The following is a 15,256-nucleotide window of genomic DNA, read 5'->3' on the forward strand; positions in this document are numbered from 1 at the left end:
AATCACCTCGCGCTCGGCTTGACACCATTTGGAGCCGCCAATATGGTGCGGCCGATTTTTCCGGGCGGCGGGGCTTCTTCATCGCAGGGAACGATCGGCAATCCGGCGAGCGTCCGCCATTGGCGATCCGGCAACGGGTCAACCGGTTCAGGCAGCGCAAATCAGCGACAATTCCGGTATTGTCCGGTTCTCTCGCGAACCGAGCATGGAAAGGTCGTGTCATGATGGCTGTCTATCTGCGATGACGGGCCGGGACGAAAAAGGCCTGGACCCGCAGCGGCCTGCGGAAACGGATGCGAGCCTGGAGAGCCGGCTCAAATCCCTAGATGCGGGCCTGAAGCGTGTGACCAGCCAGGCGGAGGCCGAAAGCCGCAGCGAAAGCGGTCGGACCGATTCCAGCGGAATCGGTCAGGCGATGCGGCTTTCCACCGAATTCATCGCCGGCATCATCGTCGGCGGCGGGCTCGGCTGGGCCGTCGACAAATGGTTCGGGACGGCGCCCTTCGGGATGATCGTCCTGCTGATGCTCGGTTTCGGCGCTGGCGTGATGAACGTCGTGCGCGCAGCGGGCTTGATGAAATCGCGCGCTGACGATAAGTCGAGCGCGCAGAACTGAGGCGCGGCTCCGAAAGGGGCCGTCTTATGGCAGGAACAAGGGCGACAGATGGCTAGTCCGATCGAACAATTCGAGATCAAGCCGATCGTGTCTCTCGGCAAGATCGGCGGAAGCGAAATCGCTTTCACCAATTCCGCTCTGTTCATGGTCATCGCCGTCGCCGTCATCGCGCTGCTCTTCGTCTACGGCACGCGCAATCGCTCGCTGGTCCCGGGCCGGCTGCAGGCACTGGCGGAGATGGGCTACGAGTTCGTCGCCAGTACGGTAAAGGACTCCGCCGGCCATGACGGCATGAAGTTCGTGCCGCTGGTGTTCTCGCTCTTCATGTTCGTGCTGGTCTGCAACCTGCTCGGCATGATTCCCGGCTCCTTCACCGTCACCAGCCACCTGGTCGTCACCGCTGCGCTCGCAGCGATCGTGATCCTCACCGTCATCATCTACGGCATCGCCAAGCATGGCGCGCATTTCTTCGGCCTGTTCGTGCCCAAGGGCGTGCATCCGCTGATGCTGATCATCCTGGTGCCGATCGAGGTGATCTCGTTCGTCTCGCGCCCGATCAGCCTGTCGGTCCGCCTCTTCGCCAACCTGCTCGCCGGCCACATCGCGCTGAAGATCTTCGCCGGTTTCGTGGCGACGCTGCTCTTTGCCGGCGGCTGGGCGATCCTCTCGCCGCTGCCGCTCGTGCTGACGATCGCGCTGATCGCGCTCGAATTCCTGGTCGCAGTGCTCCAAGCCTATGTCTTCGCGGTGCTGACCTGCATCTACCTGCACGACGCCCTGCATCCGGGTCACTGATCGGCCCGGTTTTCAAGTTCACCCCTCGACTGCCACAACCATCCCCCTAAGGAGCATTTCCATGGATCCCCAAGCTGCCAAGTACATCGGCGCTGGTCTCGCTTGCCTCGGCATGGCCGGCGCGGGCATCGGTCTCGGCAACCTGTTCGGCCAGTTCCTCTCGGGCGCCCTGCGCAACCCGTCGGCCGCCGATGGCCAGCGCGGCACCCTGCTGCTCGGCTTCGCGCTGACCGAAGCGCTCGGCATCTTCTCGCTGCTGATCGCGCTGCTGCTGCTCTTCGCGGTCTGATCGCGAACGCTACCCGGGCCTGCCGCAGGCGACCCCCTCCGGGGCGTCACGCGGCGGGCTCCCGCCTCCCTTCCCATATGCCGTGCGAACCCTCCGGGCTCGTGCGGCCGGATGAGGTTCAGTGATGGCAGCGCCAGCCACGACCACCGGAACGACCGCCCATGGCGGCGCGGCTCCCGCCCCCGGCGGCAGCTTCCCGCCGTTCCAGGGCGATACCTTTGCCTCGCAGCTGCTCTGGCTCGCGATCACCTTCGGCTTCCTCTATTGGCTCTCCGCCAAGGTGATCGTGCCGCGTCTCGGCAACATCCTCGAGGACCGCGCCAACAAGATCGGCAACGATCTCGACGAGGCGGCCGCGATGAAGGGCAAGGCCGAAGAGGCCGGCCAGGCCTATGAGAAGTCCCTTGCCGAAGCCCGCGCCAAGTCGCAGGCGATCGCGCAGGAGACACGCGAGAAGGTCAACGCCGACAGCGCCGCGCGGCGCAAGACGGTCGAGGCCGATCTTGCCGCCAAGCTCGCAGACGCCGAGGCCATGATCGTCGCCACCAAGACGGAAGCGATGAGCCATGTTGGGGCGATCGCCGCCGACGCGGCCAGCGCCATCGTCAACCGCCTGACCGGCGCCGCTCCGGCTCCGGCCGACGCCGCCAAGGCGGTCAAGACCGCGCTGGGAGGCTGAACGCCATGCTGAGCAACCCAACCTTCTGGGTCCTGGTCTCGACCGTCATCTTCCTCGCCATGGCGGTGAAGATGGGTGCCCTCAAGAGCATCATCGGGGCGCTCGACGGCCGCGGTGAACTTGTCGCCCGCGAGCTCGCGGAAGCCAGGCGCCTGCGCCACGAGGCCGAGCTGCTGCTCGCCGAGTACGAGAGCAAGCGCAAGGCGGCCGAGGCCGAGGCCGAGGCGATCGTCGCCAACGCCAGGGACGAGGCCCAGCGTCTCGCCAAGGACGCCGAAGAGAAGCTGGCGGAGTTCGTCACTCGCCGCACCAAGTCGGCCGAGGACAAGATCACCCAGGCGGAGACCCAGGCGACCGCCGAGGTTCGCGCTGCCGCTGCCGAGGCTGCGACGCGCGCCGCCGAGGTCATCCTGCGTGGTCAGGTCGCCGGCAAGGCCGGTGCCGATCTGGTCGCCGCCGGGCTGAAGGACGTTCGCGCCAAGCTCAACTGAGCCGCCCGAGCCTCAGGCAAAGAAACAAAAACGCCGCGGTCTTCAGACCGCGGCGTTTTTCATTTGACCTTCTGGAACCAAGCTAAAGCCCTTGTTCCTACTGGATGGCGACAGCCGTCCCAGGCGGCGGGAGCGGCGTCGGGACCGGAGCGGCCGCAGACTTCGGCATGGCCGGTCGGACGACAGGTTGAGGCAGCTTCGCGGTGGCGGGGGCTGCCGTCGGCGCGACCACCGGCTTGGGCTTGGGCCGGCGCGGCTGGATCGTCGAGGTGACGATGCCCTGCGGCGTGTCGAGCCCATAAATGTCGTCGCGGAACTGCACCAGCCCCTCGGCATCCTGCCAGCCGGTCATGTAGACCCAGGCGACCGGCACCGCCTTCTTCAGCGCGATGTTCTTGCGCTCGCCCTTGGCGATCTCGGCCTCGATCGCCGGTTGCGTCCATTCCGTGCCTTCGAGCAGCCAGGCTGCGAGGTCGCGCACGCCCTCGATGCGGGCGCAGCCCGAGGAGTTGAAACGGACATCGTTGCGGAACAGCGATTTCTTCGGCGTGTCGTGCATGTAGACCGCCTCGCTGTTCGGCATGTCGATCTTAAGCTGGCCGAGCGAGTTGGTCGGCCCCGGCTCCTGCCGGACGTAGAAATACGGGTTGGTCAGGCTCGCCCAATTGACGCTGGCCGGGTCGATCTCGCGATTCTCGGCGCCAAGCAGCTTCATGTTGGACTTGGCGATGAAGCCCGGATCCTTGCGCATATGCGGGATGATGTCGGCCTTCACGATCGACATCGGTACTGTCCAATAGGGATTGAGGTTGACCGAGGTGATACTGGCCTGCAGCACCGGCGAGGCTCGGTCCGGCCGGCCGACAATGGCGAGATGGCGGCGCTGCACCACGTTCTTCTCCACCGCCTCGACGCTGGCGCCGGGGATGTTCACCACGACATAGCGCTCGGTGAAGCTGAAGCCGTTGCCCTTGAGCCGCTCCAGCGTCGCGGTGAGCTGGTTGAGGCGAACCTCGACCGGCACGTTGAGCGACTTCAAGGTCAGGCGGCCGACCGTGCCGAGTTCCGACAGGCCGTGGCGGCGCTGGAAGCGCTTCACCGCGGCGGTGACGGTCGCATCGTAGATGTCGCCCGGCAAGGCGTCGGGCGACAGATCGCCGCTCAGCATCAGGCGCTGCTTCAGCAGTGCCACGTCCGGCCCTTGCGAATCGGGCTTCAGCGCAGCCGCAGCGCCCGGCACCTTCGGCCAGCCGCCACGACCGGCGATGTCCTCATGCGTGATCAGCGCCTCGAGCGTGCGGTCATAGGTCCTGGGGCCATAGCCCGGCTCCTCGGCACGGGAAGCCGAGAGCATCGCCACGAAGGAGACCGTGGCGGCGAGCACATGGCGAAGGCGAACGCGATACATGGGCGAGCTTCCAAGGCGCGAGAATACACGCCGTCGGAAGCTTCCCTCGCATATGGTCAAGGAAGACTTAAGGCAGGCCGCCCAGTTGACGAAAGGGCAGCAGCCACCGGCCCCTGCCCCTCCGAGAATCTTACTCCGCCGCTTCCTTCACCGGCGCGGGCTTTTCCCATTTCAGCACCGGCTGACGGGCTGCACGGGTCTCGTCGAGGCGGCGCATCGGGGCGTGATGCGGAGCAGCGGTGAAGCGGCTCTTGTCATTTCCCTTGGCCGCGATGGCGAGGTCGCGCAGCGTCGCGATGAAGAGGTCGAGCGAGGCCTTCGATTCGGACTCGGTCGGCTCGATCAGCATGGCGCCATGGACGACGAGCGGGAAGTAGACCGTCATCGGGTGGTAGCCCTCGTCGATCATCGCCTTGGCGAAGTCGAGCGTGGTGACGCCGGTGCCCTTCAGCCACTCGTCGTCGAACAACGCCTCATGCATCGACGGGTGGTCCGGGAAGGGCAGCGACATCAGGTCGGCGAGGCCGGCGCGGATGTAGTTGGCATTCAGCACGGCGTCTTCCGAGGCCTGCTTCATACCGTCGGAGCCGTGGCTGAGCATGTAGGCCAAAGCCCGCACATACATGCCCATCTGGCCGTGGAAAGCGGTCATGCGGCCGAACGGGTCGTTACCATCAGGTGCATCGGCCTTGTGCTCGACCAGGCGCGACTTGCCGCCCTCGACATGGATGAACGGCACCGGCGCATAGGGCGCCAGCCGCTCCGACAGCACGACCGGGCCGGCGCCCGGGCCGCCGCCGCCATGCGGGGTCGAGAAGGTCTTGTGCAGGTTGATATGCATGGCGTCGACGCCGAGATCGCCCGGGCGCGCCTTGCCGACGATCGCGTTGAAGTTGGCGCCGTCGCAGTAGAAATAGGCGCCGGCCTCGTGCATCGCCGCGGCGATCTCGACGATCTGAGGCTCGAAGATGCCGCAGGTGTTCGGGTTGGTCAGCATGATCGCGGCAACGTCGGGGCCGAGCAGCGCCTTGACGTCCTCGACCGCGACGGTGCCGTCCGGACGCGCCGGAACGGCCTTCACCGAGAAGCCGATCAGCGCCGCGGTCGCCGGGTTGGTGCCGTGAGCCGATTCTGGAACTAGCACGACAGTGCGGGTCGCGCCCTCGCCCTTGGCGGCGATCGCGGCCTTGATCGCCATCATGCCGCAGGCTTCGCCATGGGCGCCGGCCTTGGGCGAGAGCGCAACCGCCGGCATGCCGGTCAGCGTCATCAGATAGCGGGCGAGCTCGAGCATGACGTCGAGCGCGCCCGGCACCGTCGAGACCGGCTGGAGCGGGTGCACGTCGGAGAAGCCCGGCAGGCGCGCCACCTTCTCGTTGAGACGGGCATTGTGCTTCATCGTGCAGGAGCCGAGCGGGAAAAGCCCGGTGTCGATGCCGTAGTTCTTCTGGCTGAGGCGCACATAATGGCGCATCGTCTCCGGCTCGGAGAGGCCGGGCAGGCCGATCTCGCCCTGCCGGGCATGCTTGCCGAGGCGAGACTTGAATGGCGCCGGCTTGTCGATGTCGACACCGGTCGACTCGTGATGGCCAATCTCGAAGATCAGCGGCTCGATCTGCTGCAATGCGCGGTTGCCGGTGAAGGTCTCGTGGCGCTCGCTCGCACCTTCGCCAGCCTGGCTGGGACGTCCCTGACGGTTCAGCATCACAGCACCTCCGCGAGCGCCGCCACGAAGGCCGCTCGATCTTCATCCGTATTCACTTCGGTATTGGCGACGATCAGGAGATCGTCGAGCCCGGCGCCGGGCTTCAGGCGCGAGGCCGGCACGCCGGCGAGAATGCCCTTTGCGGCCATAGCCTCGACCACCTCGGCCGCCGGCTTGGAGAGCTTCAGCGTGAACTCGTTGAAGAAGGTCTCGTTGACGACCTCGACGCCCTTAACCCCGGCAAGCGCATCGGCGAGCTTGACCGCATTGGCGTGGTTGAGCTCGGCGAGGCGCGACAATCCGGCCTGGCCGAGCAGCGTCATGTGGATGGTGAAGGCCAGTACGCAGAGGCCGGAATTGGTGCAGATGTTCGAGGTCGCCTTGTCGCGGCGGATATGCTGTTCGCGGGTCGAGAGCGTCAGCACGAAGCCACGGCGGCCATCGGCATCGACCGTCTCGCCACAGAGCCGGCCCGGCATCTGGCGGACATATTTCGACTTGGCGGCGAAGAGGCCGACATAGGGGCCGCCGAAGTTCAGGGCATTGCCGATCGACTGGCCCTCGCCGACGACGATGTCGGCATCCTGGGCGCCCGGTGGGGTCACGGCGCCGAGCGAGACGACCTCGGTGAAGACCGCGATCAGCAAGGCGCCATGAGCGTGCGCCTTGTCGGCGATCGGCTTCAGGTCACGCAGATTGCCGAAGACGTCGGGCGACTGCACAACGACGCAGGAGACGCTGTCGTCGATCGCCGCGAGAATGTCCTCGGTGGCGCGGACGTCGGGCTTGAGCGCCACGACCTCGTCGTTCGCCATCTCGGAGAGGGTCTCGACGACCTGGGTGTAGTGCGGGTGCAGGCCGCCGGAGAGCACCGCCTTGCGCCGCCGGGTGACGCGATGCGCCATCAGCACCGCCTCGGCCGTGCCGGTCGAGCCGTCATACATCGAGGCGTTGGCGACCTCCATGCCGGTCAGCGCTGCGACCTGGGTCTGGAACTCGAAGAGATATTGCAGCGTGCCCTGGGCGATCTCGGGCTGGTACGGGGTGTAGCTGGTCAGGAATTCCGAGCGCTGGATCAGATGGTCGACCGTCGCCGGGACATGATGCTTGTAGGCCCCTGCCCCGACGAAGAACGGCACCGCGCCGGCCGCCGTGTTCTTCGCCGACAGCTTGCCGAGGATGCGCTCGACCTCGAGCTCGCCCTTGGCGCGCGGCAGATCGAGCGGCTCCTTCAGCAGCTTGCCGGCTGGCACATCGGAGAAGAGCGCGTCGACATCGGGGACGCCGATGCGCGCGAGCATGTCCTCGCGATCGGTTTCGGTCAGGGGGAGATAGCGCATGGGGCTTCCTTGAATGGCGTCATGCTCGGGCTCGGCCCGGGCGTCTCTTCAACCAGCGCCTTCCCGGCCGGAGATTATGCTCGGGCCGGGAATGACGGTGTCAGCGACGCCTCAAAGCGTCTTGACGTAGTCCTGGTACTCGGCCTCGCTCAGCAGGCCCTCCAGTTCGGCGGCGTCCGTGAGCTTGAGCTTGACGAACCAACCCTTGCCTGCCGGGTCCTCGTTGACCGTGCCGGGCGCAGCTTCGAGCTCGCTGTTGACGGCGACGACCTCGCCGGAGACCGGCGCATAGACCTCGGACGCAGCCTTGACGCTCTCGACCACGGCGGCCTCACCGCCCTTGGTCAGCGCCTTGCCGACCGAAGGCAGCTCGACGAAGACGACGTCGCCGAGCTGGCCCTGGGCGTAGTCGGTGATGCCGACCGTGCCGGTATCGCCCTCGATGCGGATGTATTCGTGGTCCTTGGTGTAGCGGGTCTCGGCCATGGGTTTCCTCCGGCGAAAAGGGGTGAAGCTCAGCGCTTGTAGCGGTTGGGGACGAAAGGCATGGCGGCGATGGTCGCCGGCAGCGGCTTGCCGCGCACGATCAGGTCGAGCCTGGTGCCGGGAGCCGAATGCTCCCTGGCGACGTAGCCCATGGCGCAAGGGCCGTTCAGGGTCGGGCCGAAACCGCCCGAGGTGACCTTGCCGACGATGGTGCCGTCGGCGGTGGCAATCTCAGCGCCCTCGCGGGCCGGAGCCCGGCCTTCCGGCAACAGGCCAACGCGGACGCGGGCCGGCTTTTCGGCGAATTCGCGCTGGATGCGCGCAGCTCCGGGAAAGCCGCCCTCCTCGCGCCGGCGCTTCTGGATCGACCAGTTGAGCGCCGCTTCGACCGGCGAGGTCGTGGTGTCGATATCATGGCCGTAAAGGCAAAGCCCGGCTTCCAGACGCAGCGAATCGCGGGCGCCGAGGCCGATCGGCTTGACGCGTGCGTCGAGCAGCAGCGCATCCCAGATTTCGCCGATGCGATCGGCCGCGGCGGAAATCTCGTAGCCGTCCTCGCCGGTGTAGCCGGAGCGGCTGACATTGGCCTTGACGCCGCCGAGCTTCATCGTGCGCAGGGTCATGAAGCCCATCTCGGCGGCCTCGGGATTGAGCGCCGCCAGCGCCTCCTCCGCCTTCGGCCCCTGCAGGGCGATCAGGCCGCGATGCTCGGCCTTGACCAGCTTCACATTGGCCGGCAGCCGCGCCTCGATATGGGCGTAGTCCTGCGTCTTGCAGGCGGCATTGACGACGAGCAGCAGCGCGCCGTCCTCGTCCGGATCGGCCGAGCGCGTCACCATCAGATCGTCGAGGATGCCGCCCTCCTCGTTCAGCAGCTGCGAATAGCGCTGCTTGCCGGGCGGCAGGTTGACGATGTCGGCGGGGATGAGCGCTTCGAGCGCACGGGCCGTGGTCTCATGGTCGGGGCCGACGAGGAAGGCCTGGCCCATATGCGAGACGTCGAACAGGCCGGCGCTTTCGCGCGTCCAGTTGTGCTCGGCCATGATGCCGGCAGGGTACTGCACCGGCATGTCGTAGCCCGCGAACGGCACCATGCGCGCGCCCGCCGCGACATGACGGGCATGGAACGGCGTCTTGAGCAGCGGCTCGGTGCTTGCAGTCTCGGCTTCGGCAGCCATGGCATCCCTTCCAGAGTCGAGCGCGAGCCCCGGACGGAATCGTCCGGAGCGCGCCCCCTCTGTCTCGGGACCTGAGAGATTTCCCCGCCGCAGCCGAAGCCTTGGGCGAGTTACCCCCGTCGGTGGGCGAGCCTCAACGGCCCGCCACTTTCCAGAGCGCCAATTCCCACGCGGTCCGTTTGCCTGAGCGTTTCCGGGGCGGTTGCGCCTTCGGCGCCGGCGCCGAACAAGTCCGGCTCCGGTCTCTCCCGCGGGGATGATGCGGCTGAGCCAGCAATAGACGAGCGAGGAGCCGAGTCAATCGGCCCCCTGCCTCAGTTCACGGCAGCGTGCCTTTTATCGACGCCGGCGCCGCGCCGGCTCGCCGCCGCCAGTGTTCAACCCGACGATGATCTCGACCTCGCCGGAGCCCGGTGGGACAACGATATTGCCCTCGACATGCGAGAAGTCGGCGCCGGTCTGGCCGGAAGGAATTGCCCCGCCGACACGGGCGCTGCGGCGCGCGATGACCTGGTTGTTGCGCATCACCTGAGTGTGCAGCGTCGCGCCATAATTGCCGGGGCTGCCGGCCGGGCCGATCAGGATACGCCCCTCGACGCCGACCTTGAGGGTGAAGCCGCCATCCTTGTTGGACTGCGTGCACTCGCGCGCGGTGGTGGTGATCGAGACCTGGCTGCGCAGGCTACCGCTGTCCTGCCCCGACTGAGCACGGATCGCGGCGCCGCCATCGGCGATGATCACCGAGGGGCAGACGAAGTAGACCTCGTCGTCGGTCGGCAGCTGATCGGCTGCCGGCGGCGTGGTCGACTGGAACATGAGGATGTTGCCGAGCTTCTGCGTAGTGCTCGGCTCACCGGTGCTCGACGAACCGGAGGAACCGCAGCCGGCGAGCGCGAGCGCCAGGCCGGCGGGCAGAATGAACCGGCCGACGCGGCCAGCGAAACGATCAATCACGGCAAAGCCTCCACGCCGGGGCCGAATCCGTTGAGCGAAACCGGAATGCCGACCCCTTCCTCCGGCGTCTGAAACACGATGAATGTGGCGCTCTTACCAGTCTTGAGCTGACCGAGCAGGGTATCGTCCATCACCACCTCGGCGACGCAGCCGGTGGTGAGGCAGCGCACGAAGCCGGCGCGGCCGATGTCCTTGTCGTCGATCTTGAGGCCGAGGCCGGAGGGCAGCAGCACGCCGAGCGGCGCAACCACGCGCAGCAGGCGGCTCTTCTGGTCGGCCGTCTTCAGCACGATCACCAGCAGAGTGAGATTCGGACGATCCTCGGCGGCGACGTTCTGCACGAGGGCGCATTGCTCGGCCTTGGCGCCGGGCGGCGTCTCGCAGCGCATCTGCCAGTCGCCATGGGTGGAACGCACCGCACCCTGAGCATGGGCCGGCGCAATCGAAAGCCAGCCGCAGCCAAGGACGGCGAGCGCCGCGGCCACGGGACCGATCAATGAGCGCATCGCTGTCTTCCTCTCCTTACGGGCATGGAAATACACGCATACCCATGCCGAACGGCGCCCCCGCCATGCGAGAATGCGTTCCGACCATGCGTCCCGACTCCTGTCAAGGCGAAGCATCACGAGCGTCCACACGGTGGACTCGATGCAGGCGGCGTCGATCGGCCGCCCGGCGCCCATGCGCGTGTCGCGTACTTATGCCGCACGGGCTGTGTCACAGCCTGTCATTGCCCCACTGGCGCAAGCGTGATCTTTGATTTATCGCAATGCCGAAGAACCGGGGTGGCCAGACGTGGCCGTCCCGGCGCGCCTGTCTTGAAGCTGACCGAGACAGATCGCGCGGCATCAAAGGAGCTATGTCGGACCGATGCGATTTGTGACCACCCCTCTCAGGAACGCGCTGGCTGCCCTCGCTGCGGCTTTGATAGCGTTTTCGCCGGCCGTCGCATCGGCCCAGAACGGCATGCCGCAGCCCTGGGAGCTGAATCTCCAGCCGGCCAATTCCGAAGTGATGACGTTCATCCACTGGTTCCACGACTCGGTGAACGTCCTCATCTTCATCATCACGCTCTTCGTGCTCGGACTGCTGATCTATGTCGCCTGGCGCTTCAACGAGAAGGCGAACCCGGTTCCCTCGAAGACGACGCACCACGCGCTGCTCGAAGTGGCCTGGACGATCATTCCGGTGCTGATCCTGGTCGTGATCGCCATCCCCTCCTTCCGCCTGCTCAAGCTGCAGCTGGAGATTCCGCAAGCCGACATGACCGTGAAGGTCACCGGAAAGCAGTGGTACTGGTCCTATGAGTACCCGCAGGAAGGCGGCAGCTTCGGTTTCGATTCGCTGATGCTCGACGAGAAGCAGCGTGCCGAGGCGATCCAGTCCAAGAAGATCGCCGAATCCGAGGCGCCGCGCCTGCTCGCCGTCGACAACGAGGCGGTCGTGCCAGTCGGCAAGATCGTGCGCGTGCAGGTCACCGGCGCCGACGTCATCCACAAGTTCGCACTGCCGGCCTTCGGCGTGAAGATCGACGCCATCCCCGGCCGCCTGAACGAGACCTGGTTCAAGGCCGAGCGCGAAGGCATCTTCTACGGCCAGTGCTCGTTCATCTGCGGCCAGAACCACGCCTTCATGCCGATCGCCATCCGCGTCGTCAGCCAGGAGCGCTACACGGCCTGGCTCGCGGAAGCGAAGCAGAAATTCGCCAATGCGGCCGACGCCGCCAGCAAGGTCGCCGAAGCGACCCGCTGAACCCGACACTCTTGAAAGAACTCACGCGAACCGTATTCGCAGGAGGAGACGAATTTCATGGCTACCGCGGCTCCCCACGCCCACGGGCATGACGGCGATCACGCCCACGAGCACCACACCCCCACGGGTTGGCGGCGCTGGCTGCTCTCGACCAACCACAAGGACATCGGCACGCTCTATCTGATCTTCTCGATCGTCGCGGGCCTGATCGGCGGCTTCCTGTCGATCATGATGCGCATCGAGTTGCAGCAGCCGGGCCTGCAGATCTTCGCCAACGGTCAGAGCTACAACGTCTTCGTCACCGGTCACGGCCTGATCATGATCTTCTTCATGGTCATGCCCGCCGTCATCGGCGGCTTCGGCAACTGGTTCGTGCCGCTGATGATCGGCGCGCCGGACATGGCCTTCCCGCGCATGAACAACATCTCGTTCTGGCTGACGGTCGCGGGTCTGATCCTGCTGCTGATCTCGATGTTCGTCGAGGGCGCCCCCGGCGCCAAGGGCGTCGGCACCGGCTGGACGATATATCCGCCGTTCTCGTCGACAGGCCACCCCGGCCCGTCGGTGGATTTCGGCATCCTGTCGCTGCACGTTGCCGGTGCGGCGTCGATCCTGGGTGCGATCAACTTCATCACCACCATCCTGAACATGCGCGCGCCTGGCATGACCATGCACAAGATGCCGCTGTTCGCCTGGGGCGTGCTGGTCACCGCCTTCCTGCTGCTGCTGGCGCTGCCGGTCCTGGCCGGCGCGATCACCATGCTGCTGACCGACCGCAATTTCGGCACGACCTTCTATGATCCGGCCGGCGGTGGCGACCCGGTGCTCTACCAGCACCTGTTCTGGTTCTTCGGTCACCCCGAAGTCTACATCATGATCCTGCCGGCCTTCGGCATCGTCAGCCACATTATCTCGACCTTCTCGAAGAAGCCGATCTTCGGCTATCTCGGCATGGCCTACGCCATGGTCGCGATCGGCGTGGTCGGCTTCATCGTCTGGGCCCACCACATGTACACGGTTGGCCTGTCGCTCAACACGCAGCGCTACTTCGTCTTCGCGACGATGGTGATCGCGGTACCGACGGGCGTGAAAATCTTCTCCTGGATCGCGACGATGTGGGGCGGCAGCTTGCGCTTCACCGCGCCGATGGTCTGGGCGATCGGCTTCATCTTCCTGTTCACCGTCGGCGGCGTCACCGGCGTGGTGCTGGCCAATGCCGGCCTCGATCGCTCGCTGCACGCGACCTACTACGTGGTGGCGCACTTCCACTACGTGCTGTCGCTCGGCGCGGTGTTCGGCATCTTCGCGGGCTTCTACTACTGGTTCCCGAAGATGAGCGGCTACATCATCCCGGACTGGATCGGCCGCCTGCACTTCTGGGTCGCCTTCATTGGTGCTAACCTACTGTTCTTCCCGCAGCACTTCCTCGGGCTGTCCGGCATGCCGCGGCACTATGTCGACTATCCCGACGCGTTCGCCGGCTGGCATTTCTGGTCGTCGATCGGCTCCTACATCTTCGCGGCCGGCCTCCTGATCTGGCTCTACGGCATCGTCGTGGCCTTCACGAAGAAGGAGCTCGCCGGCAACAATCCGTGGGGCGAAGGCGCGACCACGCTGGAGTGGACCCTGTCGTCGCCGCCGCCCTTCCACCAGTTCGAGACGCTGCCGCGTATCACCGGCTCGGACCACTAAACAGACTGGCGGCGGGCCTCTCGCCCGCCGCCGCCCCTCCCCCGAGCGCCTGGTCCGAGGCGCTCCGGAGACGGGCGGATCCCGCAAACGATGCCCTCGGGCATCACGAAAGTTGAAGTGAACGAATTTCAATGTCTGCTGCCTTCGATCAGATCCCCCAGGCTGACGACGGAGTCTCGCTGAGTTCCACCGGCGAGGCGCGCGACTTCTTCGAACTGCTCAAGCCGCGGGTGATGTTCCTCGTCGTGGTGACGGCGCTCGGCGGCATGGTTGCGGCGCCGGGTACGGTCAATCCGGTGATCGGCTTTGCCGCGCTGCTGGCGATCGCAGTCGGCGCCGGCGCCTCGGGCTGCCTCAACATGTGGTGGGATGCCGACATCGACGCGGTGATGGCGCGCACCGCCGGTCGGCCGATCCCCGCCGGGCGCATCCTGCCTTCCGAAGCGCTCGCCTTCGGGCTCACGCTCTCCGTCGGCTCGGTGCTGGTCCTCGGCCTCGTCGCCAACCTGCTCTCGGCGGCGATGCTCGCTTTCACGATCTTCTTCTACGCCGTCATCTATTCGATGTGGCTGAAGCGGGCGACGCCGCAGAACATCGTCATCGGAGGCGCTGCCGGTGCCTTCCCGCCGATGATCGGCGAAGCCGTGGTCACCGGCGATTTCGGCCTGACCTCGATCGTGCTCTTCGCGATCATCTTCCTGTGGACGCCACCGCATTTTTGGGCGCTGGCCCTGGTGAAGTCCGACGACTATGCCCGCGCCGGCATCCCGATGCTGCCGAACGTTGCCGGCCCCGCTGCCACGCGTCGCCAGATCGTCGCCTATACGCTGGTGCTGGCCCCGGTCGCAGTGCTGCCGGCGCTGATGGGCTTCGGCGGGCTGATCTATCTCGTTGTCTCGGTGGTGACCGGGCTCGCCATGATCGGGCTGTCGCTGCGGGTGCTGCGGGTCACTGAAGGCGAAGCTGCCAACAAGGCGGCCTATGCCCTGTTCGGCTTCTCGATCCTCTATCTCTTCCTGCTCTTCGCCGTGCTGCTGGCCGAGAACGGCCTTGGCCTGATGTGGGCCCTGCCCAAGGTGTTGGGATGAGCGAGGGCCCACAGGACAAGAAACAACCGCCGGCCCCCTTCTCGCCGGAGGACATGGCCCGACGCAATCGCCGCTCGATCGCGCTCGCGCTCGTGCTCGGTGGTCTCGTGCTGTTCTTCTTCATCGTGACGCTGGCCAAGACCGGGCCGGCGATCCTCAACCGCCCGCTGTGACGCGATGACGGCCGCCTCCAGAAACCGCCGCACCGTCCTCGCCTGCAGCACCGCCGTGCTCGCTATGACCGGGCTCTCCTTCGCCGCGGTGCCGCTCTACAACCTCTTCTGCAAGGTCACCGGTTTTGGCGGCACGCCGATGGTCGGCACCGCCGCCACCGGCAAGACCAGCGAGCGGATCGTCTCGGTCGCCTTCGACGCCAATGTCGCCCCGGCTTTGGGCTGGCGCTTCGAGGCGGAGAAGACGGAGATCAAGGCGCAGGTCGGCGTGACGCAGACGGTGTTCTACAAGATCACCAACACGTCCTCGCGGCCGATGACCGGCATCGCGACCTATAATGTCCAGCCGAACCAGTCGGGCGCCTATTTCGTCAAGATCCAGTGCTTCTGCTTCACTGAGACGACGCTGCAGCCCGGTGAGACCCTGGAAGCGCCGGTGGTGTTCTACATCGATCCCGAGATCGAGTTGAACCGCGAGCTCGCCAGCCTGAAATCGATCACCCTGTCCTACACCTACTTCCCGTCGAAGAACGGGCAGCCGGTCGCGGAAAGCAAGGGTGACGGCAACCAACCGAAACTATAAAGCTGCGCAAGAAGCGCTGCACTTCTA

At 66.0% G+C, this 15,256-nt stretch carries 17 protein-coding genes and 2 riboswitches; of the genes, 10 read left to right on the forward strand and 7 right to left on the reverse strand.

The features are described 5' to 3' along the window. Positions 1–28 precede the first annotated feature (28 nt). The 5 genes from BLM15_RS31875 (at position 29) to BLM15_RS14885 (ending at position 2,870) form a co-directional block, all read left to right on the forward strand. Positions 29–616 (forward strand): AtpZ/AtpI family protein, encoded by a 588-nt coding sequence (locus BLM15_RS31875; protein WP_236846311.1) that lies wholly within the window; start codon positions 29–31, stop codon positions 614–616. A 48-nt stretch (positions 617–664) separates the two neighbouring features. After that, entirely contained in the window at positions 665–1,411 is a 747-nt protein-coding gene (locus BLM15_RS14870; RefSeq protein ID WP_126113486.1) for a F0F1 ATP synthase subunit A, read from the forward strand. Between the two features lie 61 nt (positions 1,412–1,472). Continuing rightward, positions 1,473–1,700: a F0F1 ATP synthase subunit C gene (locus tag BLM15_RS14875; protein ID WP_057187825.1), complete on the forward strand. Its 228-nt coding sequence runs from the start codon at positions 1,473–1,475 to the stop codon at positions 1,698–1,700. Positions 1,701–1,824: 124 nt separating this feature from the next. Further along, on the forward strand, positions 1,825–2,379 hold the full coding sequence (locus BLM15_RS14880; RefSeq protein ID WP_126113487.1) for a F0F1 ATP synthase subunit B: 555 nt from the start codon (positions 1,825–1,827) through the stop codon (positions 2,377–2,379). 8 nt (positions 2,380–2,387) lie between these two features. After that, the gene (locus BLM15_RS14885; RefSeq protein ID WP_126116189.1) at positions 2,388–2,870 is read left to right on the forward strand and encodes a F0F1 ATP synthase subunit B family protein; all 483 of its coding nucleotides are present in this window, start codon (positions 2,388–2,390) and stop codon (positions 2,868–2,870) included. 97 nt (positions 2,871–2,967) lie between these two features. On the opposite strand, the gene BLM15_RS14890 is transcribed toward BLM15_RS14885, so the two are convergent. The 7 genes from BLM15_RS14890 to BLM15_RS14920 form a co-directional block, all read right to left on the reverse strand. Further along, the gene (locus tag BLM15_RS14890) at positions 2,968–4,278 is read right to left on the reverse strand and encodes a L,D-transpeptidase family protein (RefSeq protein WP_126113488.1); all 1,311 of its coding nucleotides are present in this window, start codon (positions 4,276–4,278) and stop codon (positions 2,968–2,970) included. 130 nt (positions 4,279–4,408) lie between these two features. After that, positions 4,409–5,983, reverse strand: a complete 1,575-nt coding sequence (gcvPB, locus tag BLM15_RS14895; protein ID WP_126113489.1) for an aminomethyl-transferring glycine dehydrogenase subunit GcvPB — start codon at positions 5,981–5,983, stop codon at positions 4,409–4,411. Beyond that, the gene (gene gcvPA / locus BLM15_RS14900) at positions 5,983–7,323 is read right to left on the reverse strand and encodes an aminomethyl-transferring glycine dehydrogenase subunit GcvPA (protein ID WP_126113490.1); all 1,341 of its coding nucleotides are present in this window, start codon (positions 7,321–7,323) and stop codon (positions 5,983–5,985) included. The genes gcvPB and gcvPA overlap by 1 nt, the downstream gene beginning before the upstream one ends. 111 nt (positions 7,324–7,434) lie before the next feature. Next, complete coding sequence (gcvH, locus tag BLM15_RS14905; protein WP_126113491.1) at positions 7,435–7,809, reverse strand: glycine cleavage system protein GcvH; 375 nt, start codon at positions 7,807–7,809, stop codon at positions 7,435–7,437. A gap of 29 nt (positions 7,810–7,838) precedes the next feature. After that, a complete protein-coding gene (gcvT, locus tag BLM15_RS14910) occupies positions 7,839–8,987 on the reverse strand; it encodes a glycine cleavage system aminomethyltransferase GcvT (protein WP_126113492.1) in 1,149 nt (382 codons plus the stop codon). 57 nt (positions 8,988–9,044) lie between these two features. Continuing rightward, positions 9,045–9,144, reverse strand: a riboswitch (glycine riboswitch). A gap of 4 nt (positions 9,145–9,148) precedes the next feature. Then, a riboswitch (glycine riboswitch) is annotated at positions 9,149–9,248 on the reverse strand. 75 nt (positions 9,249–9,323) lie between these two features. Further along, complete coding sequence (locus BLM15_RS14915; RefSeq protein WP_126113493.1) at positions 9,324–9,941, reverse strand: hypothetical protein; 618 nt, start codon at positions 9,939–9,941, stop codon at positions 9,324–9,326. Next, positions 9,938–10,447 (reverse strand): invasion associated locus B family protein, encoded by a 510-nt coding sequence (locus BLM15_RS14920; protein ID WP_126113494.1) that lies wholly within the window; start codon positions 10,445–10,447, stop codon positions 9,938–9,940. The genes BLM15_RS14915 and BLM15_RS14920 overlap by 4 nt, the downstream gene beginning before the upstream one ends. A 364-nt stretch (positions 10,448–10,811) precedes the next feature. Between BLM15_RS14920 and coxB the strand changes: the two genes are divergently transcribed. From coxB to BLM15_RS14940, 5 genes are all read left to right on the forward strand, one after another. After that, positions 10,812–11,693 carry a cytochrome c oxidase subunit II gene (coxB, locus tag BLM15_RS14925; RefSeq protein ID WP_126113495.1) on the forward strand — a complete coding sequence of 294 codons (882 nt, stop codon included), beginning with the start codon at positions 10,812–10,814 and terminating at the stop codon, positions 11,691–11,693. 57 nt (positions 11,694–11,750) lie between these two features. Continuing rightward, positions 11,751–13,385, forward strand: coding sequence for a cytochrome c oxidase subunit I (ctaD, locus tag BLM15_RS14930; protein ID WP_126113496.1), 1,635 nt, complete (start codon positions 11,751–11,753; stop codon positions 13,383–13,385). 131 nt (positions 13,386–13,516) lie between these two features. Beyond that, positions 13,517–14,473 (forward strand): heme o synthase, encoded by a 957-nt coding sequence (locus BLM15_RS14935; RefSeq protein WP_126113497.1) that lies wholly within the window; start codon positions 13,517–13,519, stop codon positions 14,471–14,473. Next, complete coding sequence (locus BLM15_RS31390) at positions 14,470–14,646, forward strand: hypothetical protein (protein ID WP_164547522.1); 177 nt, start codon at positions 14,470–14,472, stop codon at positions 14,644–14,646. Before BLM15_RS14935 ends, BLM15_RS31390 begins: the two co-directional genes overlap by 4 nt. 55 nt (positions 14,647–14,701) lie before the next feature. Then, positions 14,702–15,229, forward strand: coding sequence for a cytochrome c oxidase assembly protein (locus BLM15_RS14940; RefSeq protein WP_442859377.1), 528 nt, complete (start codon positions 14,702–14,704; stop codon positions 15,227–15,229). Positions 15,230–15,256 lie beyond the last annotated feature (27 nt).

It is taken from the genome of Bosea sp. Tri-49 (assembly GCF_003952665.1).
Lineage (GTDB): Bacteria > Pseudomonadota > Alphaproteobacteria > Rhizobiales > Beijerinckiaceae > Allobosea.